Annotated in this window: 22 protein-coding genes; 12 read left to right on the top strand and 10 right to left on the bottom strand. The window is 71.2% G+C overall.

The genetic code is table 11. The features are described from left to right. Window positions 1–341: 341 nt before the first annotated feature. A complete protein-coding gene (locus QFW77_RS09635) occupies window positions 342–2,117 on the bottom strand; it encodes a DEAD/DEAH box helicase (RefSeq protein ID WP_331487917.1) in 1,776 nt (591 codons plus the stop codon). Between the two features lie 134 nt (window positions 2,118–2,251). On the opposite strand from QFW77_RS09635, the gene QFW77_RS09630 reads away from it, so the two are divergent. Both QFW77_RS09630 and QFW77_RS09625 read left to right on the top strand, forming a co-directional pair. After that, window positions 2,252–3,811, top strand: a complete 1,560-nt coding sequence (locus tag QFW77_RS09630) for a protein adenylyltransferase SelO (RefSeq protein WP_280574394.1) — start codon at window positions 2,252–2,254, stop codon at window positions 3,809–3,811. Window positions 3,812–4,244: 433 nt separating this feature from the next. Continuing rightward, window positions 4,245–6,194, top strand: a complete 1,950-nt coding sequence (locus QFW77_RS09625; RefSeq protein WP_280574393.1) for an ATP-binding cassette domain-containing protein — start codon at window positions 4,245–4,247, stop codon at window positions 6,192–6,194. 239 nt (window positions 6,195–6,433) lie between these two features. Here QFW77_RS09625 and QFW77_RS09620 read toward each other — a convergent pair whose 3' ends face one another. From QFW77_RS09620 to QFW77_RS09605, 4 genes are read right to left on the bottom strand one after another with little or no spacing between them, the layout of a single operon-like run. After that, complete coding sequence (locus QFW77_RS09620) at window positions 6,434–7,168, bottom strand: hypothetical protein (protein ID WP_280574391.1); 735 nt, start codon at window positions 7,166–7,168, stop codon at window positions 6,434–6,436. A 22-nt stretch (window positions 7,169–7,190) separates the two neighbouring features. Further along, on the bottom strand, window positions 7,191–7,622 hold the full coding sequence (locus QFW77_RS09615; protein WP_280574390.1) for a YbaY family lipoprotein: 432 nt from the start codon (window positions 7,620–7,622) through the stop codon (window positions 7,191–7,193). Window positions 7,623–7,672: 50 nt separating this feature from the next. Then, a complete protein-coding gene (locus QFW77_RS09610; protein WP_280574388.1) occupies window positions 7,673–8,518 on the bottom strand; it encodes an endonuclease/exonuclease/phosphatase family protein in 846 nt (281 codons plus the stop codon). Beyond that, window positions 8,518–10,293, bottom strand: coding sequence for a M14 family metallopeptidase (locus QFW77_RS09605; RefSeq protein ID WP_280574387.1), 1,776 nt, complete (start codon window positions 10,291–10,293; stop codon window positions 8,518–8,520). The genes QFW77_RS09610 and QFW77_RS09605 overlap by 1 nt, the downstream gene beginning before the upstream one ends. Before the next feature lie 151 nt (window positions 10,294–10,444). Here QFW77_RS09605 and QFW77_RS09600 point away from each other — a divergent pair, with 151 nt between their 5' ends. Next, window positions 10,445–11,068 (top strand): rhomboid family intramembrane serine protease, encoded by a 624-nt coding sequence (locus QFW77_RS09600; RefSeq protein ID WP_280574385.1) that lies wholly within the window; start codon window positions 10,445–10,447, stop codon window positions 11,066–11,068. An 18-nt stretch (window positions 11,069–11,086) separates the two neighbouring features. Here QFW77_RS09600 and QFW77_RS09595 read toward each other — a convergent pair whose 3' ends face one another. After that, on the bottom strand, window positions 11,087–11,260 hold the full coding sequence (locus QFW77_RS09595; RefSeq protein WP_280574384.1) for a hypothetical protein: 174 nt from the start codon (window positions 11,258–11,260) through the stop codon (window positions 11,087–11,089). A gap of 231 nt (window positions 11,261–11,491) precedes the next feature. Here QFW77_RS09595 and QFW77_RS09590 point away from each other — a divergent pair, with 231 nt between their 5' ends. The 6 genes from QFW77_RS09590 (at window position 11,492) to QFW77_RS09565 (ending at window position 16,708) form a co-directional block, all read left to right on the top strand. After that, window positions 11,492–12,316 carry a hypothetical protein gene (locus QFW77_RS09590; protein WP_280574382.1) on the top strand — a complete coding sequence of 275 codons (825 nt, stop codon included), beginning with the start codon at window positions 11,492–11,494 and terminating at the stop codon, window positions 12,314–12,316. Continuing rightward, window positions 12,309–12,659 (top strand): GNAT family N-acetyltransferase, encoded by a 351-nt coding sequence (locus QFW77_RS09585; RefSeq protein ID WP_425603309.1) that lies wholly within the window; start codon window positions 12,309–12,311, stop codon window positions 12,657–12,659. Before QFW77_RS09590 ends, QFW77_RS09585 begins: the two co-directional genes overlap by 8 nt. Window positions 12,660–12,860: 201 nt before the next feature. Next, window positions 12,861–13,070 carry a cold-shock protein gene (locus QFW77_RS09580; protein WP_280574381.1) on the top strand — a complete coding sequence of 70 codons (210 nt, stop codon included), beginning with the start codon at window positions 12,861–12,863 and terminating at the stop codon, window positions 13,068–13,070. A gap of 119 nt (window positions 13,071–13,189) precedes the next feature. Then, window positions 13,190–14,038, top strand: coding sequence for a DUF3298 and DUF4163 domain-containing protein (locus tag QFW77_RS09575; RefSeq protein ID WP_280574380.1), 849 nt, complete (start codon window positions 13,190–13,192; stop codon window positions 14,036–14,038). Window positions 14,039–14,094: 56 nt separating this feature from the next. Further along, window positions 14,095–15,216 carry a cyclopropane fatty acyl phospholipid synthase gene (cfa, locus tag QFW77_RS09570; RefSeq protein WP_280574379.1) on the top strand — a complete coding sequence of 374 codons (1,122 nt, stop codon included), beginning with the start codon at window positions 14,095–14,097 and terminating at the stop codon, window positions 15,214–15,216. Window positions 15,217–15,394: 178 nt separating this feature from the next. Further along, window positions 15,395–16,708: a glycerophosphodiester phosphodiesterase family protein gene (locus QFW77_RS09565; protein WP_280574377.1), complete on the top strand. Its 1,314-nt coding sequence runs from the start codon at window positions 15,395–15,397 to the stop codon at window positions 16,706–16,708. 74 nt (window positions 16,709–16,782) lie between these two features. On the opposite strand, the gene QFW77_RS09560 is transcribed toward QFW77_RS09565, so the two are convergent. Next, window positions 16,783–19,008: a M3 family metallopeptidase gene (locus QFW77_RS09560; protein ID WP_425603308.1), complete on the bottom strand. Its 2,226-nt coding sequence runs from the start codon at window positions 19,006–19,008 to the stop codon at window positions 16,783–16,785. A 178-nt stretch (window positions 19,009–19,186) separates the two neighbouring features. On the opposite strand from QFW77_RS09560, the gene QFW77_RS09555 reads away from it, so the two are divergent. Both QFW77_RS09555 and QFW77_RS09550 read left to right on the top strand, forming a co-directional pair. Beyond that, on the top strand, window positions 19,187–21,223 hold the full coding sequence (locus QFW77_RS09555) for an amidohydrolase family protein (protein ID WP_280574376.1): 2,037 nt from the start codon (window positions 19,187–19,189) through the stop codon (window positions 21,221–21,223). Window positions 21,224–21,225: 2 nt separating this feature from the next. Further along, window positions 21,226–21,726: a glutathione peroxidase gene (locus tag QFW77_RS09550; protein WP_280574374.1), complete on the top strand. Its 501-nt coding sequence runs from the start codon at window positions 21,226–21,228 to the stop codon at window positions 21,724–21,726. 170 nt (window positions 21,727–21,896) lie between these two features. On the opposite strand, the gene QFW77_RS09545 is transcribed toward QFW77_RS09550, so the two are convergent. Then, window positions 21,897–22,319, bottom strand: coding sequence for a universal stress protein (locus QFW77_RS09545; RefSeq protein ID WP_280574373.1), 423 nt, complete (start codon window positions 22,317–22,319; stop codon window positions 21,897–21,899). Between the two features lie 110 nt (window positions 22,320–22,429). Further along, on the bottom strand, window positions 22,430–23,224 hold the full coding sequence (locus tag QFW77_RS09540) for a ferredoxin--NADP reductase (RefSeq protein ID WP_280574372.1): 795 nt from the start codon (window positions 23,222–23,224) through the stop codon (window positions 22,430–22,432). Between the two features lie 108 nt (window positions 23,225–23,332). Here QFW77_RS09540 and QFW77_RS09535 point away from each other — a divergent pair, with 108 nt between their 5' ends. Then, window positions 23,333–23,878 (top strand): DUF488 domain-containing protein, encoded by a 546-nt coding sequence (locus QFW77_RS09535; RefSeq protein WP_280574370.1) that lies wholly within the window; start codon window positions 23,333–23,335, stop codon window positions 23,876–23,878. A gap of 32 nt (window positions 23,879–23,910) precedes the next feature. Here the strand turns inward: QFW77_RS09535 and QFW77_RS09530 are convergent, their stop codons facing one another. After that, the gene (locus QFW77_RS09530; RefSeq protein ID WP_280574368.1) at window positions 23,911–25,776 is read right to left on the bottom strand and encodes an ABC transporter ATP-binding protein; all 1,866 of its coding nucleotides are present in this window, start codon (window positions 25,774–25,776) and stop codon (window positions 23,911–23,913) included. Between the last annotated feature and the right edge of the window lie 126 nt (window positions 25,777–25,902).

Here is a 25,902-nt window from a genome sequence, read left to right as displayed (position 1 = left end):
CCGTCGCCACGGGGCAGCGACATTGAAGAGCCGCTTCGGAAGCCGCGCGGGGCGTGAGCCGCGCCGGGGGTATTGCTCCGCCCTTCCGTCCGGCCATCCATGGTCTGCTCTCCGCAACACCCCCGGCACGTCTCCCGCTTCATTGCGTTGGTGTGCTTCGGAGGGATTGGCTACCGAACATCCGGGAGTGAACTACCGATGCGGCGCCCGCGAACCCACCGTTTCCATGATCCCAGGAGCCGAGAACCGAAACCCCGTGAGTGGCGCCGATCACTTTCCGACCGAGCGCAATTCCCGAATCCGAACAGCGAAATCAGGATTCCCGAATCACCAATCACCAATCACGCTCCCCGCCGCGGCGGCTTCTTCGCCGGGCGGCGCGCGCGGGGGCCGGCGTCTGCCGTGTCGGCGGCCTCGGCGCGGCGCATGCGCAGCTGCTGGCCGGCCACGCGGACGCGCTTGAGATGCTCGAGCAGCTCGCGCGGCATGCCCTCGGGCAGGTCGACCAGGCTGTGCTCCTCGCGGATGTCGATACGGCCGATGAAGCGGCTCTCCAGATCCGCCTCGTTGGCGATCGCGCCGACGATGTTGCCCGGCTGCACGCCGTGGCGGTGCCCGACCTCGATCCGGAAGGTCTCCATGCCGGTCTCCGGGGCGCGCGCGTTGGGCTCGCGCGGCCGTCGCGGGCGGTCGCCCGCGTCGGCCGGGCCGCGCGCGGGGCCCGCCGCGTCGCGCGGCGGACGTGGCGCCCGCTCGGTCCGCTCCGGCGTCGCCCTGGCGCGCTCGCGCGGCGGCTCCAGCAGCAGCGGGGTGTCGCCCTGCAGCAGCACCGCCAGCGCCGCGGCGATCTCGACCGCCGGTACGTTGCGCTCGCGCTCGTAGCGCTCGACCAGCTCGCGGAACACCCCGGCCTGGGGACTTTCCAGGCCGCTGCCGATGCGTTCGAGGAACTTCGCCACACGCCGCTCGTTGACCGTTTCGACGCTGGGAAGCTCCATCGGCTCGATCTTCTGGCGGGTGGCGCGCTCGATCGATGCCAGCATGCCGCGTTCGCGCGGCGACACGAACAGGATCGCCTCGCCGCTGCGCCCGGCGCGGCCGGTGCGGCCGATGCGGTGCACGTAGCTCTCGGTGTCGTAAGGAATGTCGTAGTTGAGCACGTGGCTGATCCGGTCCACGTCCAGCCCGCGCGCGGCTACGTCGGTGGCGACCAGGATGTCGATGCGCCCGTCCTTGAGCGACTGCACCATCTTCTCGCGCTGCTTCTGCTCCACGTCGCCGTGGATCGCCGCGGCCGACAGCCCGCGTGCGGCCAGCTTCTCGGCCAGCTCCTGGGTGCCGAGCTTGGTACGCGCGAACACCAGCATGCCGTCGAAGGGCTCGGCCTCGAGGATCCGGGTCAGGGCGTCGAGCTTGTTGACCCCGCTGACCATCCAGTAGCGCTGGCGGATGTTGCGCGCGGTGGTGGTGCTCGACTTGATCGCGATCTCGACCGGATCCTTCAGATAGGTCTGGGCGATGCGCCGGATCTGGGTGGGCATGGTGGCCGAGAACAGCGCCACCTGGCGGTTCTCCGGGGTCTTCTTCAGCACCGCCTCGACGTCGTCGATGAAGCCCATCCGAAGCATCTCGTCGGCCTCGTCCAGCACCAGGCAGCGCAGCTCCGACAGGTCCAGCGTGCCGCGATCGAGGTGATCGATCACCCGGCCCGGGGTGCCGACCACCACGTGCACGCCGCGCTTGAGTGCGCCCAGCTGCTGGCCGTAGCCCTGGCCGCCGTAGACCGGCAGCACGTGGAAGCCGGGCAGGTGGGTGGCGTACTTCTGGAACGCCTCGGCCACCTGGATGGCCAGTTCGCGGGTCGGCGCCAGCACCAGCGCCTGCGGCTTGCGCGCGGCGGGGTCCAGCCGCGCCAGCACCGGCAGTGCGAACGCGGCGGTCTTGCCGGTACCGGTCTGGGCCTGGCCAAGCACGTCGCGGCCGGCCAGCAGCGGCGGAATGGTGGCCGCCTGGATCGGCGAGGGCGATTCGTAGCCGACATCGGCCAGGGCGCGCAGCAGCGGCTCCGGCAGGGCGAGGTCGGCGAAGCGGGTGTCTGAGCCGTTCTCGGCGGTCATGCGGGGGGTCCGGTTGCGGCCGGGTCGGCCGGCAGGGGGCGCATGTTACGCCCTCGCGCGCCAACGCCGGCTGATGCGCCGCGAGCGCGGCCGGTGAGCCGGCGTTCGCGGCCGCCCTGCTAGGCTCCGCCGGCATGCACCTGCCTACCTTCGACAACGCCTTCCTGCGCGAGCTGCCCGGCGATCCGGAGTCCGGGCCGCGCCTGCGCCAGGTCCACGGCGCGGCCTGGTCGCGGGTCTCGCCCACGCCGGTGGCGCAGCCACGCCTGCTCGCGCACTCCCGCGAGATGGCGGCCGCGCTGGGATTTGCCGAGTCCGACGTGCGCAGCCCGGAATTCGCCCGGGTGTTCGCCGGCAACGCACTGCTCGCGGGCATGGACCCTTACGCGGCCAACTACGGTGGACACCAGTTCGGCCAGTGGGCGGGCCAGCTCGGCGACGGCCGCGCGATCTCGCTGGGCGAGGCGATGGGCGTCGACGGCAGCCGCTGGGAACTGCAGCTGAAGGGCGCGGGGCCGACCCCGTACTCGCGCCGTGCCGACGGCCGCGCGGTGCTGCGGTCGTCGATCCGCGAGTTCCTGTGCAGCGAGGCGATGCACCACCTGGGCGTGCCGACCACGCGCGCGCTGAGCCTGGTCGGCACCGGCGAGGCGGTGGAGCGCGACATGTTCTACGACGGCCACCCACGCGACGAGCCCGGCGCGATCGTCTGCCGGGTCGCGCCTTCGTTCATCCGCTTCGGCAGCTTCGAGCTGCCGGCCTCCCGTGGCGACGCCGCGCTGCTGCGGCAGCTTGTCGATTTCACCATCCGCCGCGATTTCCTGCACCTGCGCGGCAGCGGCGAGTCGCTCTACGGGGAATGGTTCGGCGAGGTCTGCGAGCGCACCGCCGTCCTGGTCGCGCACTGGATGCGGGTGGGTTTCGTGCATGGCGTGCTCAACACCGACAACATGTCGATCCTGGGGCTGACCATCGACTACGGTCCCTATGGCTGGATCGACGACTACGATCCGGACTGGACCCCGAACACCACCGACGCGCAGGGCAGGCGCTACCGCTTCGGCTGGCAGCCGCGGGTGGCGCACTGGAACCTGTCGCGGCTGGCGCAGGCGGTGGCATCGCTGTTCGCCGATGCCGCGCCGCTGCAGGCGGGCCTGGACCGCTTCGCCGATGCCTTCGTCGCCGCCGACCGCGACAACCTGGCGCGCAAGCTGGGGCTGGCCGAATGCCGCGACGACGACCCGCAGCTGGCGCTGCGGCTGTACGAGCTGATGCACGCGGCGGAAGTGGACATGACCATCTTCTTCCGCGCGCTGAGCGAATTCGATGCCGACGAACCCGCGCTGGGTCCGCTACGCGACGCGTTCTATGACGATGCGAAGCTGGGAGCGCACGAAGCGGACTTCCTCGCCTGGCTGGCGCGCTACGCCGCCAGGCTGCACCACGATCCGCTCACGGCGGCGCAGCGCCGCGCCCGCATGAACGCTGCGAACCCGCGCTACGTGCCGCGCAACTGGCTGGCGCAGCGGGCGATCGACCGCGCCCACGAGGGCGACCTGGCCGGCGTGGACGAGCTGCTGGAGGTGATGCGGCACCCTTACGAGGACCAGCCCGGGAAGGAGGAGTTCGCTTCACGCCGACCGGACTGGGCGCGCGACCGCGCCGGCTGCTCGATGCTGTCCTGCAGCTCCTGAAAGCGACGTTTCAGCCGCACGGCACCTCGTAGGAGCGTGCCATGCACGCGAAAGCCGATACGAAGACCGCAGCCGGTATCACCGCAAACCCGGGCGGAACCACCCGCGGCCTCGCGGCCATGGGCCGCTCCTACCGGCTGGCCGGGCGTTCCCGCATGCGAGGGCCGATGCCCGATATGCGCCGGACCCGGGCCGGAAAGAAGAAAGCCGGCTCACTGGCCGGCTTTCTTCTCCTTCTTCGCTGCGCGCTTTTCCTTCAGCGATTTCTCGGGCTTCTTCTTCTCTTCCTTCTTCTTGTCCAGGCTCTTGGCCATGGCGTGCTCCGCGGGTTGGGGACGGCGTGGCGCAAATGTACTGCCTGGCGGGCCCGGCGAACAGGGGGGCTGGAGGCGCTCATGCGGGGTCCGGGGGCGCCGGCCGGTAGACTATGCCGATGCCCCTGATCACCCTGAACGCGGTCGACGTGAGCGTCGGCGGCCCCCTGCTGCTCGAGCGCGCCGCGCTGTCCATCGAGCCCGGCGAGCGGATCGCCCTGATCGGCCGCAACGGCGCCGGCAAGTCCACCCTGCTGCGGGTGCTGGCGGGGGAACAGGCGCCCGACGACGGCGAGGTCCGCCGCGCGGAAGGGGTCCGGGTGGCGCGCCTGGAGCAGGAAGTGCCGCCCGGGGCGGACGGCGACGTCTTCGACGTGGTCGCGGCCGGGCTGGGCGACCTGGGCGCCGCCCTGGCCGAGTACCACCACCTGCTGCATGCCGACGCCCTCGACACCGACGCCCTGGGCGCGGCGCAGGCACGGATCGAGGCCGGCGGCGGCTGGGAGCTGGACCGGCGCGTCGCCGAGACCCTGGCCCGGCTGGGCCTGGACGGCGACGCCGGCTTCGCCGCGCTCTCTGGCGGGATGAAGCGCCGGGTCCTGCTGGCGCGGGCGCTGGTGGCGGCGCCCGACCTGCTGCTGCTGGACGAGCCCACCAACCACCTCGACATCGCCGCGATCGACTGGCTGGAGGAGTTCCTGCGCGGCTGGCCGGGGGCGCTGGTGTTCGTGACCCACGACCGGCGTTTCCTGCGCGCGCTGGCCACCCGCATCGTCGAGATCGACCGCGGGCAGGTGACCAGCTGGCCCGGCGACTGGGCCAACTACCTGCGCCGGCGCGAGGAGCGGCTGAATGCTGAGTCCCAGGAGAACGCGCGCTTCGACAAGCTGCTCGCGCAGGAGGAAGCGTGGATCCGGCAGGGGATCAAGGCACGCCGGACCCGCGACGAGGGGCGGGTGCGCCGGCTGCAGGCGATGCGCGCCGAACGCGCCCAGCGGCGTGCGCTGACGGGGAACGTGCGCATGCAGGCGGTGCAGGCCGGCGCCTCCGGCAAGAAGGTGATCGAAGCGCGCGAGGTGTCGTTCGCCTACGGCGATGGCCGGAAGTTGCTGGAGGATTTTTCCACCGCGATCCTGCGCGGCGACCGCATCGGTCTGATCGGTCCGAACGGCAGCGGCAAGACCACGCTGTTGCGGCTGCTGCTGGGCGAACTGCTGCCGCAGGCCGGCGAGGTCCGCCTCGGCACCCAGCTGCAGCCGGCGTATTTCGACCAGTACCGCGCCACCCTGCGCGAGGACTGGAACGCGCTGGAAAACGTGGCCGAGGGCCGCGAGTTCGTCGAGATCAACGGCCAGCGCAAGCACGCCATCGGCTACCTGCAGGATTTCCTGTTCACTCCCGAGCGCGCGCGCGCGCCGATCACCCGGCTATCCGGCGGCGAGCGCAACCGGCTGTTGCTGGCGAAGCTGTTCGCGCAGCCGTCCAACCTGCTGGTGATGGACGAGCCGACCAACGATCTCGATGTCGAGACCCTGGAACTGCTCGAGGACCTGCTGGCCGAATACCCCGGCACGCTGCTGCTGGTCAGCCACGATCGCGACTTCCTCGACAACGTGGTGACCTCGACCCTGGTGATGGAAGGCGAAGGGCGTGTCGGCGAATACGTGGGCGGCTACAGCGACTGGCTGCGGCAGCGGCCGGAACGGGCGGCGCCGTCGCCAGGCTCGGCCGCGCCCGCGGCGCCGTTGCCGAACGAGGTCGCGCCGGCGAAATCCGGCCTGCCGGAGGCGGCGGGCGCTGGCGACGGCGACGCCACCGAGATTTGTGCGCCGCCGATCCGCCGCAAGCTTGGCTACAAGGACGCGCGAGAGCTGGCGCAGCTGCCGGCGCGGATCGAGCGCCTGGAACAAGAGCTCGCGGCGCTCACCGCGGAGATGGCGGACCCGGTGTTCTACCGCCGCGAGCAGGCCGCCATCGCGGCCCGTCACGATGCGCTGGCGGACCGGCAGGCGGAACTGGAGCGCGCCTATGCGCGCTGGGAAGCCCTGGAGCGCGCCTCGGGAGCGTGAGCCCGGCCTGGCGCCGCGGCGGCATCGTTCTTCGCGGTCGGCCGGGGGTGTCGCGACCGCCGTCGCCCCCACGCGTGCGAGCCCGGCACCTCGCTGGCGACCGGCGCCGACCCCACGTAGCGCCCCCGCGCCCCCGGGTTTCGCCCCCCTCGTCGACGGCCACCATCCCACGCGCGTGGTGTAGATGTTGATGCCCGCAGCGGCCGCTGCCCTGGCGCGTGCTACCCGGGGGCGCCGCCTCAGTCCTCGAGGTAGGCGCCGCACCCACGGTATTCGCGCTCGCCGACGCGCAGCGTGGCGCTCGCCTCGAAACGCTCGCCGCTCATCGGGTCGGCGCAGGCCGCGCGTGCGATCGCCAGGTCCACCGGGCGCCCGTCGGAGGTCTCGCCGCGGAATCCGCTGCCGCCTTCGAGCGTGACGGCGGCATCCACCTCGATACGGCGCTCGCCGTAGTCCAGCTGCGCCGACAGCGTCGGCGATTCGCCGCTGCCGACCTCGACCAGCCAGCCCGGTTCCTGGCCCACCGCGCGGAAGGCGATGCCGCGACCTGCCGCTTCCTCCCAGGGCGACACGTGCTCGGTGGGCGCGCACTCGCGTGGCGGCTCCCCGGCGAGCGCGAGCGAGGCCGGCTCCCCGGCGTGGAAGACGTTGCCGGCATCGTCTGCGTACTTGTCCGTGTCCTGGGCGGACAGCGTCCGGCGACGGCCGGAATACGCCAGCTCGACGCTGCTCCGGTCGTCGGCGAAGTGCGCGCCAACCGCGAGCTCTCCACACTGGTAGCGCGCGACCGCGCCACGAGACGCGGCCGGCGCGGCAGTGCTGGAAGCGGGGTCGGCTGGTGGTCCCGGCATGGCCGCCGCCGGCGCACCGGCGGGCGGGTCCGTGGACGGCGCCGGCGCCTGCCGGCACGCGGCCAGCAACGGCAGCACCGCCAGGGCCAGGATGAGGGAGCGTGCAGGGCGGATGGCGGTCATCGGGTCTCCTGGCCGTGGCCGGTCACGGCACATCGGTGCGCAGCATGCGGAAATCGACGACCTCGCCGCTGTGCGGCTGCACCGGCACCGGCCGTTCGGTCGTGAAGAACCGCTCGCCATGAGGCGTGGTCAGCGTGGCGGTAAGGCCATAGCTGGCGCCCTCGCGCAGGCGCGTCGCGTCGAAGGGCAGGGAGAACTCGTAGGGCGGGCCGGACAGCGGGGTGAAGCGCGCCTCGGCGATCGCCGGCGCTCCGGCCGCGGCATCGGGTTCGACCAGCCGCACGTGCAGCACCGAGTCGGGCGGCATCAGCAGCTTCTCGTAGTAGGTCGCGCGCCCGTGAATCATCGCCCGTTCCGCGGCGATGGCGGCGCCGGTAGCGGCGTCGGCGGCTGTCGGCGACTGGCAGCCGGCCAGCAGCAGGCAGCAGGCGAGGGCGGCGGGTCGGGCGGGCATGGCGCGGCTCCGGTAGCGTTGGCGGCGAGCATGGCGGCGGCCCCATGACCTCAGCGTGTACGTGGCACGCGTAGGCGCACGAACACGCCGAAATGGTCGCTGGGCCAGGTGCCGGCGGCGTCGGGCGTATCGAGCACGCGGCGCGCCTCCAGCACCTCCAGTCCGCGGACGAAGACGTGGTCGATGCGGCGGCGCTGCTCGCCGAAATAGTGGGGGTTGAGGGTGGTGACGGCATCGGCGGATGGATCCAGGCTGCCGAACGCGTCGACGAAACCGCGCTCGCGCAGCGGTTCCAGTTCCTGGGCGGCGGCCAGGGCGTTGAAGTCGCCGGCCAGGACCGCCGGCGCGCCGTCGGCGCGGCTCTGGACGTGCTCCAGGGCCTGGCGCAGCTGCCCGGCGCGCATCGCGGTTCCGTCCCGGGTGTGGTGCAGGTGGGTGGCGTACAGGTCCACCGCGCGTCCGTCCGCGTCGATGCGCAGATGGGCGAGGGTGCGGGCATCCCCCGGCGGTTCCAGCGGGATGCCGCCGCGCTCGAGCACCGGCCGCCGGGTGAGGATGGCGTTGCCGTAGCGGCGCGGCGCGGCTTCCGGGTCGTGGGAGACGAAATGCGCCTGGTAGCCGAGCGCGGCGGCGATGTCCTCGGCTTGGTTGCGCAGGGCCGCGTGCTGCAGCACCTCCTGCAGCGCGATCGCATCCGGCTGCAGCGCGCGCAGGCCCTCGATGACCAGCGGGCGGCGCTTCGGCCAGTGGTCGCGGTCGTGGTAGAGGTTGAGCGTGACCACGGTCAGGGTGCCGGCTGCCGGCGCCGGCGGGGAGGTGGCGCAGGCCGCCAACGCCAGCACCGCCAGCGCCACGGCGGTCCAGTGCGAAAGCAGGCGCAGGTGCTGCCGCCGCATCAGCGGGGGTCGGCCCCGGTGCGGTAGACCGGGTACAGGTTGTGGCGCTCGTCCCAGGCGCTGTGGCGCCGATAGAAGAAGTCCAGCCGCGCGCGCGGGCTGGCCGCGAACGCCTCGTCCTCGCGCAGGCGCCGCTCGAACTCCCGCTTCAGCCCCGGGTCGGCGGCCAGCATCTCGCGGGCCACCGCCTCGGCCACGTACGCCTCCATGTACTCCTTGCGTTCGAAGTGGTTGTTGAACATGCCCCAGGCGGCGAACGAGTCCGGCGCCTGCGGCTCCAGCAGGGCCATCGCCAGGCGCGCCTTGGGTTGCGCGATCGGCACGAACAGCGCGCCCGCCGGGACGTCGCGCCGTTCGGGTGCCCACGCCCCTTCCAGCGCCAGGGTCTGGCGACCCTCCAGCGTCGTCGCCGAGAGTTCCGCGCTGTCGGCGCGGAAGGTTTCCAGCCGGGCGCGGGGGAGCGCGCGGTCCAGGCGTGCGTGCTCGATCCCGTGCAGCGCCAGCTTGGCGCCGACCCAGGATGCGTGCGCGGGCGGCACCAGATAGCCGCCGGTGGGGGCCTCGACGCTGCGCCCGGGCACCACCTCGTCGCGCAGCGGCACCCGCCAGATCTGCGGGGTGGTTTCGTCGTAGCGGGTCATCGGCGCGCCGGAGACGTCCGACGGTTCGCGCGTCCAGGCGTAGCCGCGGAAATCGATGAGCCGCTCGCGCTCGGTGGCGCGGTAGTCGAGCGGCACCGGCCGGCCGCCCAGGCGCGCGGCCCGCGCGTCCGCCTCGCCGGCGATGCGCAGCCAGTCGCCACCCTCGCGGGCGGCGTGCTCGAGCACCGAAACGATGGTGTTGCGGGTGGCGCGTACCCGCTCCGGGTACTCCTTCCAAGAGTGCGTTTCGACCAGCATCGCCAGGCGGTTGCGCAGCGGGAAGTAGCCGGTCGAGAAGCGCGGCGGGGAAACGCCGTCCTCGAAGCCCGATTCCGGGTTGTCGTATTCCGCCAGCGACGGGTAGAACGGCAGCGGCAGCGAGCCCTGCTCGGCGAGGTCGTGCATCACCCCGTCGCGCAGCGCGCGGCCGACCTCGCGCAGCGCCTCGTCGCCGGCGTGGAGCGGCTCCACCTGGATCGCGATGTCGTGCTCGAACTGCGCCCCGTTGGTGGCATGCAGGTCGATGGTGGCGATCGGGTCCCATGCTTCCACCAGGCGCAGCATCGCCTGCATCTCCGGCGCCTCCGCCTTGGCGTAGTCCCGGTTGAGGTTGTAGTTCTGCGCGGTGGTGCGCCAGCCCATCTGCTCGGGACCGCGCTGGTTGGGGCGGTTCCAGGCGCCGAAACGCTCGTGGCCGTCGACGCTGAACACCGGCACGAACAGCCACACCAGCCGTTCCAGGCTACCCGGGGCCGCCTCGCCGTCGAGCACCTGGCGCAGCGCCAGGAAGCCTGCGTCCTTGCCGTCGATCTCGCCGGCATGGATGCCGCCCTGCATCAGCACCACCGGCAGGCCGCGCTCGCGTGCCGCTTGCGGATCGAGCGCCCCGCTGCGCGAGACGGCCAGCGCCTTCATCGGCCGCCCCTCGGGCGAGGTGCCGAAGTCAAAGCAGCGCACCGCATCCGGATAGGCCTCGGCGAAGGCCGCGCACAGCTCGACGACTTCGGCGTACCGGCCGGTGCGGACGAAGCCGCTGCGTTCGGCTTCGGCGGCGAGCGCCGGTTCTGCGGCCGGGGCGGGTGCGGAGGGCAGGAGCCAGAGCAGGAGCGGGGCGAACAGAGCGAAACGGGTCATCGTGCGCGGGCGGCCTCGGGAAGGGCGATCATGATGCCCGTTCGCGCGCCCGGCTGCAGCGTGCCGCCAGCGGCCCCGGAGCGCTGGGGTGCGCGATGGATATCCTGCTAGGCTTCGGAACCGCGCCCGCGTCCGCGACGGATGGAACTGGATGGAATCGATCGTCACCCTCGCCATCATCGGCGTCACCGTGCTGGTGTCATGGCGGGCGTTCGAACGTCCGCGCCTGATCGAGCGGCTGCTGCTGTGGCCGCCGGCGATCGACCGCCACCGCCAGTACGAACGGCTGGTGACGCACGGTTTCGTGCACGCCGACTGGATGCACCTGTTGTTCAACATGATCACGCTGTACTTCTTCGGCGGCGCGATGGAGGCGTTCTACGCCGAGCGGATCGGCAGCCTCGGCTACCTGGCCTTCTACCTGTCGGCGATCGTGGTGGCGATCCTGCCCACCTACATGCGCCACCAGCACGACCCGGCCTACCGCAGCCTGGGCGCCTCGGGGGCGGTCTCGGCGGTGCTGTTCTCGTTCGTCCTGCTGGAGCCGTGGGCGCCGATCTACCTGTTCCTGATCCCGATCGGAATCCCGGCGTTCGTCTTCGCGCTGCTGTACATCGGCTACAGCATCTGGATGGACCGGCGCGGCAGCGACAACGTCAACCACAGCGCCCACCTCTGGGGCGCCGCCTACGGGATGCTGTTCACCGTGACGATGGAGCCGCGCGTGGCCACCACCTTCCTGGCGCGGCTGGCCAGCCCCTCGTTCGGGGGCTGAGCGCGCCTCGAAGACGGTTCAGGCCGCGACGGCGGTCTGGCGGACGATGCCTTCCTCGGCGCCGTAGGTCTGGACCAGGGCGCTGAACACCTGCTGGTCGAGGCGGGTGTATTCGCTGCTGTCGGTCTCGCCGTCGCGGGCGAGTTCGTAGAGGCGGTTGACTGCCTCGAGTTCTCCGGAATGATCGAGCATGGCGGTCTCGGGGTTGGATCGTCGCAGGGTTGCTTGTTGTAGAAGCAATAAGCGTGCCGGAAAAATCTGTGCGTCGTTGCACAAATTTTCTGACGCCTGGGGGCAGACCGGAGCGGTTCCCGGCCGTGACTGACTGATGCCGCCCTGGGCAGTCCCGTCACCGCCCTTGGATCCGGGCTGTGCTATTCCCGGGGCCACCACCCGACAGTTCCACGAGGAGATCCAATGCCGATGACCCGGACCCGGGCGACCAGCCTGCTCAACAAGACGGAGATGGGCCTCTACGACGACAGCAGGGCCAACCCGCTGCGCCGCCTCGACAGTGCCGCGCTGCGCAGCCGCATCGAGCGGGCCCGCAAGGCGCGCGACCGCGCCCGCGACCTGGTGCAGCGGCCGAAGCCGGCCTCGCGGAGGCGCGCGGGGAACCAGGGCGGACCGGGCGGAACCGATCGCCAGCGCGGTCGTGACAAGGCCGAACTGCTGGCGGAAATCCTCCGACGTTTCGAGGCGCAGCTGAAGCTCGCGCGCAAGCGCGAAGCTGCGGCGGACAAGGCCGCCAAGGCCACTGCCAAGAAGGCCACCGCCAAGAAGGCCACCGCCAAGAAGGCCACCGCCAAGAAGGCCACCGCCAAGAAGGCCACCGCCAAGAAGGCCACCGCCAAGAAGGCCACCGCCAAGAAGGCCACCGCCAAGAAGGCCACCGCCAAGAAGGCCACCGCCAAGAAGGCCACTGCCAAGAAGGCCACCGCCAAGCGTGCCGACACACCGGGAACGCCGCGGCGCCGGCGCCGGATCACGCCCGAGCAGGCGCTCGAGAACACCCGCGCCCTGCTCGAGGCCAAGCAGGAGCAGGCCCGCCGGCCAAAGCCCTGGCAGAGCGTCGGCGGCGACGCCGCCGATGTCCCGGCCACCGGCTTCCAGTCCACTGGCGCCGCACAGCGGGCGGAAGCGCTGCATGCCGCCGAGGCGCGGCTCTCTGCGATCCAGGGCAGCGTCGGCACCCGTGACCGCATCAACCAGGGCAAGCGCGACCACCGGGGCGATGCCGGTGAATGACCCGGCCCCGGCGGAAGGGATCCGCCACGATCCCGCCGCCGCGACGTTCGCGCTCGAGGCCGATGGCCATCGCGCGGTTCTCGCCTACGAAGTCGTCGACGGCGGGATGGCCATCGTGCATACCGGGGTGCCGGCCGCGATCGGCGGCCGCGGGATTGCCGGGCGCCTGGTCGAGGCGGCATTGCGGCACGCGCAGGAGGCGGGGCTGGCAGTCGACCCGCGCTGTTCCTATGCCGACGCCTGGATGCAGCGCCATCCGGAGTACTCGGCGCTGCGGGCCGCGCCCGGCTCCCGGGCGTCCGGCGGCCCCCAGGCCCCCATTCACACTTTTGTCCGCAAGTAGGGTATGGTGCCCAAACTGTTCAAAGCGGGATCACGGTACATCGTGGCTCCGATGCGGTAGATCAAAGGCTGTACGCCCGGCTCCGGCCGGTCGGGACGATCCGCTCCATCGCTTTCGCGTTACCCCTTGCTCGACAGTCGCGGCGCCGCAGTGCGCGGGCCGTGTCCAATTCAACAAGCTGTGTTTGAGGAGTAACAAAACGTGAGCGATCGCCAGACCGGAACCGTCAAGTGGTTCAACGATGCCAAGGGCTTCGGCTTCATCACCCCGGAAAGCGGCCAGGACGTCTTCGTCCATTTCCGCTCGATCCAGGGCACCGGCTTCAAGTCCCTGCAGGAAGGCCAGAAGGTCTCCTTCAAGGTCGTGCAGGGCCAGAAGGGCCTGCAGGCCGACGAAGTGCAGCCCGAGTAAGCCTTCACGGCTACGGCAAGCAGAGAAACCCGGCTCCGGCCGGGTTTTTCTTTGGCCGTCTCCATCGGTTCGTCACGCCGCCGACGCTACGATGCGCCGCCGCAGCCGAAGGGGCCGGAATGAAGCGTGGGTCGATCTGCCTGGTGTTGATGCTGGTGCTGGCGACGGCCGCGTGCCGCCGTGAATCCGGGCCGCCGCAGGTGCCGGCTCCGGCGCAGGACGCGCAGATGAGCGGTCCCGACGGGGCGTCCGTGCCGCGCCCGGCGGCTCCGGCCGTTCCGGTGGAGCTCGAGGACGTCATCGAACACGATCCCCGCTTCGTGGTCGGCATCAGCTACCCGTCGGCCGCCAGCCGCTATCCGGGCCTGGCCGCCGAGCTGAACCGCTATGCCCAGGCGGCGCGCGCCGAGCTGGCCGCCGCCGTCGACGCGATGGGCGAGGGCCGTCCGCCCGCTCCCTACGACCTGTCGCTGGAATTCCGCATGGTCGCCGAGACCCCGCGGGTGGTGGCGGTGGCCGCCGACGGCAGCACCTACACCGGCGGCGCCCATGGCAACCCGCTGGTGGCCCGCTTCGTGTGGCTGCCGCGGCAGCAGCGGCTGCTGCGGGCGCAGGATCTGTTCGCCGACCAGAGCGGCTGGCAGGCGCTGGCCGGTTACGTGCGCGAGCAGCTGCACGCCGAGCTGTCGCAGCGGGTGGACGCCGAGGAACTGGAGCCGGGGCAGCGCCTCGAGACGATCCGGTCGGCCGGGCGCATGATCGACGAGGGTTCGGCCCCCGACCCGGACAACTTCGCCCACTTCGAGCCGGTGATGGCGGTGGACGGCCGGATCCGGGCGCTGCGCTTCGTGTTTCCTCCGTACCAGGTGGCTCCCTATGCCGACGGCACCCGCAGCGTCGAGGTGCCGGCGGACGTGCTCGCCGCGCATCTGGCAGAGCCGGTCAAGCCCCTGTTCGTGACCGGCTGAATACGGCGCCCGGGGCGCTAGACTAGACTGGTGGCGGGCCGACCGGGGGCTGAAACATGGCCACCAGCGAACGATTGCGGCGGCGGGTGCGGGCGCTGCTGGAGCAAGCCGACATCCGCATCGACGGGAGCCGCGAATGGGATCTGCGGGTCCACGATGCGCGTTTCCATGCCCGGGTGCTGGCGCAGGGATCGCTCGGCCTGGGCGAAGCCTACATGGACGGGTGGTGGGAGACCGGCTCGCTGGACGGGCTGCTGCTGCGGATGATGCGTGCGCGCCTGGACGAGCGCGTGCATGGCCTCGGCGAGGTGCTCGACGGCGCCCGCGCGCTGCTCTTCAACCTGCAGGATCGGCGCCGTGGGCGCGCCGTCGGCGAGCGTCACTACGACCTGGGCAACGACCTGTACGCGGCGATGCTCGGTCGGCTGATGGTCTACAGTTGCGGCTACTGGCGCCACGCCACGGATCTGGACGCCGCCCAGGAGGCCAAGCTCGACCTGTGCTGCCGCAAGCTGGGGCTGCGGCCCGGGATGCGCCTGCTCGACATCGGCTGCGGCTGGGGCGAGATGCTGCGCTTCGCCGCCGAACGCTACGGCGTTGCCGGCGTGGGAGTGACGATATCGCGCGAGCAGGCCGCGTACGCGCGGCGCCTGTGCGCCGGGCTGCCGGTCGAGATCCGGCTGCAGGACTACCGCGAACTGGACGAACGCTTCGACCGCATCGTCTCGATCGGCATGTTCGAACACGTCGGGGTCAAGAACTATCGCCGCTATTTCCGCCTCGCACGCCGCTGCCTCGAGAAGGACGGACTGGTCCTGTTGCATACCATCGGCAGCAACGTCTCGCGCCACCGCACCGATCCATGGATCGACCGCTACATCTTTCCCAACTCGATGCTGCCGTCGGCGGCCCAGATCGCGCGCGCGCTCGAGCGGCGCTTCGTGATCGAGGACTGGCACGGCTTCGGTCCCGACTACGACCGCACCCTGCAGGCCTGGCGCGACAACATCGAACGCGCATGGGACACGCTGCCGCCGCGCTACGACCAGCGCTTCCGGCGCATGTGGCGGTTCTACCTGGCGGCCTCGATGGCCAGTTTCCGGGCCAGGCGCATCCAGCTGTGGCAGCTCGTGCTCTCGCCCGACGGGTTGCCGGGCGGCTACGACGCGCCGCGCTGATTCCCGGGCCCACGCGGCGGGCGCTGCCCGATCCGCGACGCCGGCCACATTCGCGGTGCGGGCCGGTTCCGTTTTCGTCGCGGGACCGTCAACGCGGCGCAACCTGGGCCGGCAACCCTGCGCAGGCCGGTTCGGACAGGGGGCGCCGGCCCACCCGCCACCCTGGAGGCACGACGCCATGTCCCCCCGATATCGATACCGAGTCATCCGCCACCGATGCCCGGCCGCGGTCGCCGCGCTGCTGTTCTTCGCCAGCAGCTTCGCTGCCTGCGCGCAGGACGGCGCGATGAGCGCCCGGGCCGAATCCGCACAGCACCACCGCGACCGCCACGGCCTGATCGTCATCGCCCACCGCGGCGCGAGCGGCTACCGCCCCGAGCACACCTTGGAGGCCTACCGCCTGGCGATCCGCCAGGGCGCCGACTTCATCGAGCCGGATCTGGTCGCCACCAGCGACGGCGTGCTGATCGCCCGCCACGAAAACGAGATCTCCGGCACCACCGACGTGGCCGAGCGCCTCGAGTTCGCCGACCGCCGGACCACCAAGGTGGTCGACGGTACGGCGGTGACCGGCTGGTTCACCGAGGACTTCACCCTCGCCGAGATCCGCACCCTGCGCGCCAGGGAACGCATTCCCGAAGTCCGGCCCCGCAACGCGCGCTACGACGGCCGCTTCCAGGTGCCGACCTTCGCGGAGGTGGTGCGGCTGGCGAAGCGGGAGAGCCGCCCGGGGCGCATCATCGGCGTCTATCCGGAAACCAAGCATCCGACCTACTTCGCGCGCGAGGGCATGCGCCTGGATGGCACGCCGATCGGCATGTCGCTGGGAGCGAAGCTGGTCGAGACGCTGGTGGCGGAGGGTTTCACCGATCCGCGCCAGGTCTACATCCAGAGCTTCGAGGTCGAGAACCTGCTCGAACTCGAGACCCGGATCATGCCCGCGGCGGGCGTCGACCTCCCGCTGATGCAGCTCTACAGCGACTTCGACGAGGCCACGCCCTACGACATGGCCTGGCACGCCGCGCAGGGCAGCGACCCGGCGGCGGTGTACGGCGGGCTGGCCGAGTTGGTGGAAGGCGGGATCGGCGCCGGCACCCGCTACGGCGCGCTGGCCACCCGGCCGGTGCTGGCATGGATGAGCGCGCACTACGCCAGCGGCGTCGGCCCGTGGAAGAACGACCTGTTGCCGCGGACGCCGCTGGCGCCGCCGGTCGACGTGGACGGGGACGGTCGCGCGTTGCTGGCCACGCGCACCACCGGCCGCGTCCATCCGATGCTGGGCCACGCGCTGGCCGCGGGGTTGAAGGTCCATCCCTACACCCTGCGCGCCGAAGAGGCCTTCCTCGCCCAGGCGCCCAACGGCGTCGCGCAGTCGGTGGTCGGCGAGGCGCTGCAGTTGTACGCGCTTGGGGTGGACGGAGTCTTCATCGACCAGCCCGACCTCGGCGTGACCGCCCGCGAGATCTTCCTCGACCTGGCCGATCCGCTATAGCCCGGGGATGCAAAAAGGCCGCCCGGATTCCCGGGCGGCCCGCGTGCGCATCGCGTCGATGGCGACGGCCTGGATCAGGAGTCGGCCGGCAGCGTTGTCGGCTCGGCCTCGGGCGGTGCGCCGTCGTCCGTGTCCGGTACCACCAGGCCGCGCTTCTCCAGCAGCGGGGTGATGTCGGGGTCGGCCCCGGAGAAGTCGCGGAACAGCTGCAGCGCATCCTTGCTGCCGCCCTGGGAAAGCAGGGTGGCGCGGAAGCGGTCGCCGTTGGCGCGGGTCAGGCCGCCGTGCTCCTCGATCCACTTGACGGTGTTGGCGTCCAGCACCTCGGACCAGATGTAGGCGTAATAGCCGGCCGAGTAGCCGCCCATGATGTGGCTGAAGTAGGGCAGCTTGTAGCGCGGCGGCACCGCGGCGAAGTCGATGCCGTCGGCGGCGAGGGCTTCGGCTTCGAACCGCACGATCTCGTCCGCGGCCGGAATCGCGTCGCCCTCGGCCTGGTGCAGGCGCTGGTCGAGCATCGCGGCGGCCAGGTACTCGGTGGTGGCGAAGCCCTGGTTGAACCTGGCGGTCTCGAGCACCTTGTCCAGGAGCTCCTGCGGCATCGGTTCGCCGGTCTCGTGGTGCTTGGCGTAGTTGGCCAGGATCGAAGGCCAGTCCGCCCACATCTCGTTGACCTGCGAGGGGAACTCGACGAAGTCGCGCGGCACGCTGGTACCGCTGAAGTAGGGGTAGGTCACATCCGAGAACATGCCGTGCAGCGCATGGCCGAACTCGTGGAACATGGTGATGACCTCGTCCCAGGTCAGCAGCGTCGGCTCGCCGGCCTGCGGCTTGGGAATGTTCTGGTGGTTGGCCACGACCGGGCTGGTGCCTTCGAGCTCGGATTGCGAGACGTAGGAGTTCATCCAGGCGCCGCCGCGCTTGGAGTCGCGGGCATACGGATCGAAGATGAAGATCGCCAGCTGGCTGCCGTCCGCGTCGAACACGTCGTAGATCCAGGTGTCCGGGTGGTACTTCGGCAGGTCGGTCCGCTCCTTGAAGCTGATCCCGTAGAACTGGTTCGCGGCGTGGAACACGCCGTCCTCGAGCACGCTCTTCATCTCGAAGTACGGCTTGAGCTGGGACTCGTCGAAATCGTACCTGGCCTGGCGCACCTTCTCGGTGTAGAAGGCCCAGTCCCACGGCTCGAGTTCGAAGCTGGCCTCGCCCTTGGCGGCCTGTTCCTGGTCGATCATCGCCTGCAGATCGGCGGCCTCGCGTCGGGCGTTCGCCACCGCCGCCGGCGCGAGCTGACCGAGCATGTCGTTGACCGCCTGCGGGGTCTTGGCGGTCTCGTCCTCGAGCACGTAGGTGGCATGGTTGGGATAGCCGAGCATCTTGGCGCGCTCGTCGCGCAGCTTCACCACCTGGGCGATGATGCCGGTGTTGTCCCACTCGTTGCCGCGCGCGCCGCGCGCCACCGAGGCCTTGAAGATGCGTTCGCGCAGGTCGCGGTTGGTCAGCTGCGACAGCGGCGGCTGGCCGGTGGTGTTGAGCAGGGTGATGACGTACTTGCCTTCGTGTCCGCGCGACTTGGCGGCTTCGGCGGCGGCGGAGATCTGCGCCTCGGTGAGGCCGTCGAGCTCCTCGCGGGTGTCGACCACCACCGCCGAATCGTTGACTTCGGCCAGCACGTTCTGGCTGAACTTCGTGCCCAGTTCGGCGAGCTCGGCATTGATCTCCTTCAGACGCGCCTTCTGGGCATCGTCGAGCTTGGCGCCGGAGCGCACGAAATCGGTGTAGTAGCGCTCGACCAGGCGCACGCCCTCGGCGTCCAGGCCCAGCGAATCGCGATTCTCGTGCAGGGTCTCGATCCGCTCGAACAGCTGCGGATTGAGCGCGATGGCGTCCTGGTGCGCGGCGAACCTGGCCGAATAGTCGGCCTGCAGCTGCTTGCGCGTATCGTTGGTATCGGTGCCGACCAGGTTGAAGAACACGCGCACCGCGCGGCCGAGCAGCTGGCCGGACTTCTCCAGCTCCAGAATGGTGTTCTCGAAGGTCGGCGCTTCGGGGTTGGTGGCGATCGCCTCGACCTCGGCCAGGTTCTGCCTCATCCCGGCATCGAAGGCGGGCGCGAAGTGCTCGTCGCGGATGCGATCGAAGTGCGGGTACTCCAGTGGCAGCGTGCTCTTCTCGAGGAAGGGGTTGCCCTGCAGGGACTCGGCGCCGGACACGGCGGTCTGCTGGGCCTGGACGAGAACGGGGGCGGCGGCCATGCCGGCGACGGCGATGGCCAGGGCGAGACTGAGCGGATGCTTCATGTGGCTTCCCGGTGTGCGGATTGTCCCAAGCATAGCCCAAGCGCCGTGGACGGGACCCGTGACCATCGGCAGTGGCGGGAGGTCCCGGCGGGCGTGTGACCTTCGGCCATTGCCGGCGGCGCGCCGCGGGGCCACATTGGCCCGGCCGGACCCGTCCCGGCGCCCGGGAGAACGCCGCATGAAGCCCATCCTCGCGACCGCGCTGGCCCTGCTGCTGGCCGCGGACCCGGCCTGGGCCGCCGAGCGCCTGCGCTACGTCGCCCTGGTCGACGGCGGAACTCCGGCCGGTCACCAGCTGGTCGAGACCGGTGAGGACGGCGTCACCCGGGTGGAGTTCGTGTTCAAGGACAACGGCCGCGGGCCCGAACTGCGGGAGGAGTACACCCTGGCCGAGGACGGCACCTACCGCAGTTACCGGGTGCAGGGCGAATCGACGTTCGGGGCGAAGGTGGACGAGCGCTTCAGCCGCGACGGCACCCGCGCGCGCTGGCGCTCGACCTCGGATTCCGGGGAGCGCGAGATCGACGGGGTCGCGCTGTACACGCCGCTGGGCGGCACGCCGGCCGGATTCTCGGTGGCGCTGGGCGCGCTGGCGGAGCAGGGCGACGCCGGGCTGCCGCTGATCCCGAGCGGCACGCTGCGCGCCCGCCCGCTGGCCGAGGCGGTGGTCGAGAACGGCGCCGAGACCCGCACCGTGCAGCTGCTGGCGGTCACCGGCATCGGCTTCACCCCGCAGTTCGCATGGGCGACCACCGGCGAGCGGCCGCGGCTGTTCGCGTTCATCTTTCCTGGGTTCCTGCAGTTGATCGAGGAGGGCTGGGAAGCCAGCGCCGCGGCCCTGGAGGCGCAGCAGAAGGCCGAGGAAGGCAAGGCCCTGGTCGATTTGCAGCGGCGCCTGGCGCAGCCGCTGCCCGGGACCACCCTGGTGCGCAACGCGCGCGTGTTCGACAGCGAACGGGCGCAGCTGGGCGCCAGCGCCGACGTGCTGCTGCGCGACGGCCGCATCGTCGCGGTGACCGCGGCCGGCGGCGGCGGCGAAGCCGACCAGGTGGTCGATGCCGCGGGCCGGGTGCTGCTGCCCGGGCTGTTCGACATGCACGTCCATGCCGGTCGCTGGGACGGCGGCCTGCATCTGGCTTCGGGCGTGACCACGGTGCGCGACATGGGCAACGACAACGCCACGCTGCAGCAACTGATGCAGGAGGAGCGGGAGGGCACCCTGCTGTCGCCGCGGGTGGTGCCGGCGGGGTTCATCGAGGGCGAGAGCCCGATGTCGGCCCGCAACGGCTTCGTCATCGAGGACCTCGCCGGGGCGCGGGCGGCGGTGGACTGGTACGCGGCCAACGGCTACCCGCAGGTCAAGATCTACAACTCGTTCCCCAGGGAACTGCTCGGCGACACCGTGGCCTATGCCCACGAAAAGGGCCTGCGGGTCAGCGGCCACGTGCCCGCCTTCATGCGCGCCGAGGAGGTCGTCGCGCTGGGCTTCGACGAACTTCAGCACATCAACCAGCTGCTGCTGAATTTCTTCGTCACCCCCGACACCGACACCCGGACCCTCGAGCGTTTCTACCTGGTGGCCGAGCGGACCGCAGGCCTGGACCTGGATTCCAAGCCGGTGCAGGATTTCATCGCGCTGCTGGCGCAGAAGCAGGTGGCGGTCGACCCGACCCTGGCCACCTTCGAGTTCCTGCACCAGCGAGACGGCGAGCTGTCGCCGATCTACGTGCCCGTGGAGGACCACGTGCCGCCGGACGTGCAGCGCAGCCGCCGCGCCGCGGAGATGGACATCCCCGACGACGCCACCGCCGCGCGCTACCGCGAGTCGTTCGCCAAGCTGGTCGAGTTCGTCGGCCGCATGTACCGCGCCGGGGTGCCGATCGTCGCGGGGACCGACGAGGTCCCCGGCTTCACCCTGCAGCGCGAGCTGGAGCTCTACGTGCAGGCAGGGATGACGCCGGCGCAGGCGCTGCAGGTGGCGACCTGGACCGCCGCCGGGGTGTCCGGCACCCGCGGCGATCGGGGCTCGATCGCCCCGGGCAAGCGCGCCGACCTGGTGCTGGTCGACGGCGACCCGACCCGCGACATCGCAGACATCCGCAAGGTCGCGCTGGTCATCAAGGGCGCGACCGCCTATTCGCCCGCGGCGATCCACGCCGAGCTCGGCATCCGGCCGTTCGCCGAGGCGGCGACGGTCGAGGCGGCGGCGCGCTGAAGGTGGCCGCCGCCGTCGAGCGCACGTCGGCCTTCGATTTCGATGCGTACGACCTGGAGGGGCGCCAGCGGTCGCTGGGCGAGTATCGAGGCCGGGTGCTGCTGATCGTCAACGTGGCGTCGCGCTGCAGCTTCACCCCGCAGTACGCCGGGCTGGAAGCGCTGTGGCGCGACTACCGCGACCGGGGGCTGGTGGTGCTGGGCTTTCCCTGCGACCAGTTCCGGCATCAGGAGCCGGGCGACGCGGTGGAGATCCGCAGTTTCTGTTCTTCGAACTACCAGGTCTCGTTCCCGCTGTTCGCGAAGGTGGAGGTCAACGGCGGCCGCGCGCATCCGCTGTGGGTGTGGCTGAAATCGCGGAAACCGGGGTTTCTCGGGACCGCTGCGGTCAAGTGGAACTTTAGCAAGTTCCTGGTCGGCCGCGACGGCCAGGTGGTCTCGCGGCACGCGCCGAATCGGGCCCCGGCGTCGCTGCGCGGCGAGATCGAGCGCGCACTGGGCTGAGCGCGCGCGCCCCGACGCGTGTCCACCGCAGGGTGCGGCCATTCCACGCGGAAGCCGCGGTTGGCTGCAGCCCGGGTGGCGGCGATCCCGGGCGAGCCGGCGGCGCGGGCCTTCGCGTGCATGTCGCGATGGTGCGGCGCGCCCACCGGGGGCGCAGAGCCAGCGGAAGCTCAGCGGACGATGGTGACCGGAACGTCGGTCTGCGCGATCACCTTGCTGGACACCGAACCCAGCAGCACGCCCTTGACCGCGGTACGGCCGTGCGAGCCCATCACGATCATGTCGACGCGCGGCTTGTGGGCGATGGCGAGGATGGTGTCGGCGATCTCGCCGATCTCCGCGCGCTCGGTCACCTCGAGCTTCGCCCGCGCCAGGGCGCGGCGCGCCGGCGCCAGCATGTGCTCGTGGTTGTCGTCGTGCAGGCGCTGCGCGGCGGCGCTGCCGATCTTCTTCTCCACGCCCGGAAACAGCGGCGGGTCCACCGCCAGCAGGGTCAGCTTCGCCGGCTCCGCGAGCCGGCCGGAGAGCTGGATCGCGTACTTGACCGCGCGCAGGCTGATGTCGCTGCCGTCGACGGCGACCAGGATCTTCATCTTCGTTCTCCGCAAGCGGTGGGCGCGGCCATTCTACGCGCCCCGCGGCGGGCGGTGAACGGCGTCCCGCGGTGGGGTGAATGCGGACCCGGCCAGGACCGGGGTGGCGGTCATTTCTCGACGAAGGCGCGCTCGAACACGTAGTCGCCGGGCACGCCGATGCGGGGCGCCGCGGTGAAGCCGCGGCCATCGAGCAGGACGCGGAAGTCGGCCAGCATCTGCGGACTGCCGCAGATCATCGCCCGGTCGCGGGTCGGATCCAGCGGCTCGATGCCGAGCAGGTCGGCCATCCGCCCGCTTTCCATCAGCGTGGTGAGGCGGCCGCGGTGATCGCGACCGTCGAATCCGAAATCCTCGCGGCTGACGGCGGGGAAATAGCGCAGCTTGGCGGCGATCTCCTCGCCGAGGAACTCGTGTCGCGGCAGCTCGTTGACGATGTACTCCCGGTAGGCCAGGTCGGCGGCATGGCGCACGCCGTGGCAGAGGATCACCCGCTCGAAGCGCTCGTAGGTGGCCGGGTCCTTGATCACTGCCAGGAACGGCGCCAGACCGGTGCCGGTACCCAGCAGGTAGAGGCTGCGGCCCGGGTGCAGGTCGTGGATCAGCAGGGTGCCGGTGGGCTTGCGGCCGATCAGGATGTGGTCCCCGGGCCGCACGTGCCGCAGCCGCGAGGTCAGCGGCCCGTCGGGCACCTTGATGCTGAAGAACTCCAGCTGTTCCTCCCAGTTCGCACTGGCGATGGAATACGCGCGCATCAGCGGCTTGCCGTCGACTTCCAGGCCGATCATCACGAACTGGCCGTTGTCGAAGCGGAAACCGTCGTCGCGGGTGGTGGTGAAGCTGAAGTAGTCGTCCGTCCAGTGACGGACGTCCAGCACCGTCTCGGTGCCAAAGGCGGCTGACATGCGGGGAGGAAGCGAAGCGGACTGCGCACATTGTAGCCGACGAACCGGAACGCCCTGGCGGTGGCGGCCTCGACACCGCCTTTGCCGGGGGCCGGGCAGACTGCCGGCATGACCCGCAGGCTCTGGACCGTCGGCCATTCCACCCACGACTGGGACGCCTTCGTGGCGCTGCTCCGGGAGGCGGGGATTGCCGCAGTGGCCGACGTGCGCCGCTACCCGGGCTCGCGGCGTCACCCCCAGTACGCCGCCGAGGCGATGGCCAAGGCGCTGCCGCGCGCCGGGATCGCCTACGAGTCCTTCACGGAACTCGGCGGCAGGCGTCCGGCGCGGCCGGACTCGCCCAATACCGGCTGGCGCAACGCGAGCTTCCGCGGCTATGCCGACTACATGGCCACTTCGGGCTACGCGGCCGGCCGGACCCGGCTGGAAGCGCTCGCCGCCGCCGCGCCGACCGCGGTGATGTGCGCGGAGGTGCTGTGGTGGCAATGCCACCGCGCCCTGGTCTCCGACGATTTCAAGGCGCGTGGCTGGGAGGTCGTGCACCTGCAGCCGGGCGGCCGCAGCCAGGCGCATCCCTGGAGCGGCGCGGCGCGAATCGTCGACGGCCGGCTCGACTACTCGGCCCCCGCCGACGACCAGGGCAGCCTGTTCTGAGCCGCGCTCCCGCGGCGCGCCGGCGCGGGAGCTCAGCGGTAGCCGGCCGCCTGCAGCTCGAACAGCTCGGCGTAGCGGCCGCCCTGCGCCATCAGCTCGGCGTGGGTACCGCTGGCTTCGAGGGTGCCGCGGTCGAGCACCAGGATCCGGTCGGCCATGCGCACGCTGGAGAAGCGGTGCGAGATCAGCACCGCGGTGCGCCGCTCGGAGAGCTCCTTGAAGCGCCGGAACACCTCGAACTCGCTGCGCGCGTCTAGCGCGGCGGTGGGCTCGTCGAGGATCATCACCTGGGCGTCGCGCATGTATGCGCGGGCGATGGCGATCTTCTGCCACTGGCCGCCGGACAGGTCCACGCCGGTGCGGAAGCGCCGGCCGACCAGCTGCCCGTAGCCGCCGGGCAGGGCCTCGATCACCTCGTCCGCCATCGCCCTGCGCGCCGCGTCGCGGATCCGTGCGGCATCGTCCATCGCGTCCACCCTGCCCACCCCGATGTTCTCGCCGGCGGTGAGGTGGTAGCGCACGAAGTCCTGGAAGATCACCCCGGTGTTGGCGCGCAGCTCGTCCAGGTCGTATTCGCGCAGATCGCGGCCGTCCAGCAGGATCCGTCCCTCGTCGGGGTCGTACAGCCGCGCCAGCAGCTTGACCACGGTGGTCTTGCCGGCGCCGTTCTCGCCGACCAGCGCCAGTACCTCGCCCGCACGCAATTCGAAATCGAGGTGGCGCACCGCCCAGTGCTCGGCATCGGGGTAGCGGAAGCCGACGCCCTCGAACACGAAGCCGCGCGCGATCGGCCTGGGGAAGGGCGCCGGCTGCGCCGGCGAGCGGATTTCGGGTTCGATGGCGAAGAACGAGAACAGGTCGTCCAGGTAGAGGGCCTGTCCGGCGACCTGCGAGAACCCGGTCAGCAGGCCCTCCAGCAGTTGCCGGAGGCGGCGGAAGCTGCCGGCCAGGAAGGTCAGGTCGCCGATGGTGAAGTCGCCGCGCACCGTGCGCCAGGCGATGTAGGCGTAGGCGACGTAGTAGCCCAGGGTGCCGAGCGCGGCCAGCAGCGTGCCCCAGAACGCGCGCCGCCGCGCCAGCGCGCGGTTGGCGCGGAAGAAGCCCTCGGCCAGGCCGCGGTAGCGGGCGATCAGGAACCGGTGCAGGCCGAAGATCTTCACTTCCTTGGCGGTCTCGACGCTGGCGCCGGTCTGGCGCACGTACTCCAGCTGGCGCCGCTCCGGCGTCCACTGGAAGTTCAGCGTGTAGTTCATCGCATTGAAGTGCGCCTCGCCGACGAACGCCGGGATCAACGCCACCGCCAGCAGCAGGATCAGCCACGGCGCGTAGACCAGCAGGCCGATCGCGAAGCTGGCCACGGTGATCGCGTCCTGCAGCTGCCCGGCCAGCTGCCCCATCAGGTTCATCCGCCCCATGGTCTGGCGCCGGGCGCGATCGAGCCGGTCCTGCAGTTCCGGGTCCTCGAAGTCCTCCAGGTCGAGCGTCGCCGCGTGCTCCATCAGCCGCACGCTGGTGGCGTTGGTGAACAGTTCCGACAGCAGCGCCTCGGCGTAGGCCACCAGCCGGCCCAGCAGGTCCGAGAGGATCGCCAGCGCGAACTCCAGCGCCAGCAGCCACAGCAGGTGATCGAGCAGGCCGCCGCGCCAGGCCGCGCCGATCGAGTCGAAGCCCGGATCCAGGGCGACCAGCCGTACCGCTTCGTCGATGATCAGCTTGCCGACGTAGAGCATCAGGATCGGCAGAAACGCGCGCACCACGCGCAGCCCCAGACTGGACAGGGCCAGCCCCGGGCTCGCCGCCCAGGCCTGCCTGAGGAACGGCGGCAGGTTGCGCATCGCGTGGAAGCGCTCGCGCAGGCTCGGGTTCTGGCGCGCGGCGGGCGGCGGAGAGCTGGACATTTCGCGATTGTGCCTGCCCGTCGCCCCGGGCAGCTGCCGGTCGCCGGGAGCGTGCAGCGGCTGGACCCGGGCCCCGGGGCCCGCGCAGCCGGGAAAGCCCCGCGCTGCGGGGGAGGGCGGTCCCAG

Origin of the sequence: Luteimonas endophytica, from assembly GCF_029887875.1 — a bacterium.
Classification (GTDB): Bacteria; Pseudomonadota; Gammaproteobacteria; order Xanthomonadales; family Xanthomonadaceae; genus Luteimonas; species Luteimonas endophytica.
This window is presented reverse-complemented; position numbering and strand designations above follow the sequence as displayed.

What these genes read in the sequence shown, in the direction of transcription:
- QFW77_RS09635 (WP_331487917.1), bottom strand. Translation starts at nt 2,117, where the DNA reads ATGACCGCCGAGAACGGCTCAGACACCCGCTTCGCCGACCTCGCCCTG.
- QFW77_RS09630 (WP_280574394.1), top strand. Translation starts at nt 2,252, where the DNA reads ATGCACCTGCCTACCTTCGACAACGCCTTCCTGCGCGAGCTGCCCGGC.
- QFW77_RS09625 (WP_280574393.1), top strand. Translation starts at nt 4,245, where the DNA reads ATGCCCCTGATCACCCTGAACGCGGTCGACGTGAGCGTCGGCGGCCCC.
- QFW77_RS09620 (WP_280574391.1), bottom strand. Translation starts at nt 7,168, where the DNA reads ATGACCGCCATCCGCCCTGCACGCTCCCTCATCCTGGCCCTGGCGGTG.
- QFW77_RS09615 (WP_280574390.1), bottom strand. Translation starts at nt 7,622, where the DNA reads ATGCCCGCCCGACCCGCCGCCCTCGCCTGCTGCCTGCTGCTGGCCGGC.
- QFW77_RS09610 (WP_280574388.1), bottom strand. Translation starts at nt 8,518, where the DNA reads ATGCGGCGGCAGCACCTGCGCCTGCTTTCGCACTGGACCGCCGTGGCG.
- QFW77_RS09605 (WP_280574387.1), bottom strand. Translation starts at nt 10,293, where the DNA reads ATGACCCGTTTCGCTCTGTTCGCCCCGCTCCTGCTCTGGCTCCTGCCC.
- QFW77_RS09600 (WP_280574385.1), top strand. Translation starts at nt 10,445, where the DNA reads ATGGAATCGATCGTCACCCTCGCCATCATCGGCGTCACCGTGCTGGTG.
- QFW77_RS09595 (WP_280574384.1), bottom strand. Translation starts at nt 11,260, where the DNA reads ATGCTCGATCATTCCGGAGAACTCGAGGCAGTCAACCGCCTCTACGAA.
- QFW77_RS09590 (WP_280574382.1), top strand. Translation starts at nt 11,492, where the DNA reads ATGACCCGGACCCGGGCGACCAGCCTGCTCAACAAGACGGAGATGGGC.
- QFW77_RS09575 (WP_280574380.1), top strand. Translation starts at nt 13,190, where the DNA reads ATGAAGCGTGGGTCGATCTGCCTGGTGTTGATGCTGGTGCTGGCGACG.
- cfa (WP_280574379.1), top strand. Translation starts at nt 14,095, where the DNA reads ATGGCCACCAGCGAACGATTGCGGCGGCGGGTGCGGGCGCTGCTGGAG.
- QFW77_RS09565 (WP_280574377.1), top strand. Translation starts at nt 15,395, where the DNA reads ATGTCCCCCCGATATCGATACCGAGTCATCCGCCACCGATGCCCGGCC.
- QFW77_RS09560 (WP_425603308.1), bottom strand. Translation starts at nt 19,008, where the DNA reads ATGAAGCATCCGCTCAGTCTCGCCCTGGCCATCGCCGTCGCCGGCATG.
- QFW77_RS09555 (WP_280574376.1), top strand. Translation starts at nt 19,187, where the DNA reads ATGAAGCCCATCCTCGCGACCGCGCTGGCCCTGCTGCTGGCCGCGGAC.
- QFW77_RS09545 (WP_280574373.1), bottom strand. Translation starts at nt 22,319, where the DNA reads ATGAAGATCCTGGTCGCCGTCGACGGCAGCGACATCAGCCTGCGCGCG.
- QFW77_RS09540 (WP_280574372.1), bottom strand. Translation starts at nt 23,224, where the DNA reads ATGTCAGCCGCCTTTGGCACCGAGACGGTGCTGGACGTCCGTCACTGG.
- QFW77_RS09535 (WP_280574370.1), top strand. Translation starts at nt 23,333, where the DNA reads ATGACCCGCAGGCTCTGGACCGTCGGCCATTCCACCCACGACTGGGAC.
- QFW77_RS09530 (WP_280574368.1), bottom strand. Translation starts at nt 25,776, where the DNA reads ATGTCCAGCTCTCCGCCGCCCGCCGCGCGCCAGAACCCGAGCCTGCGC.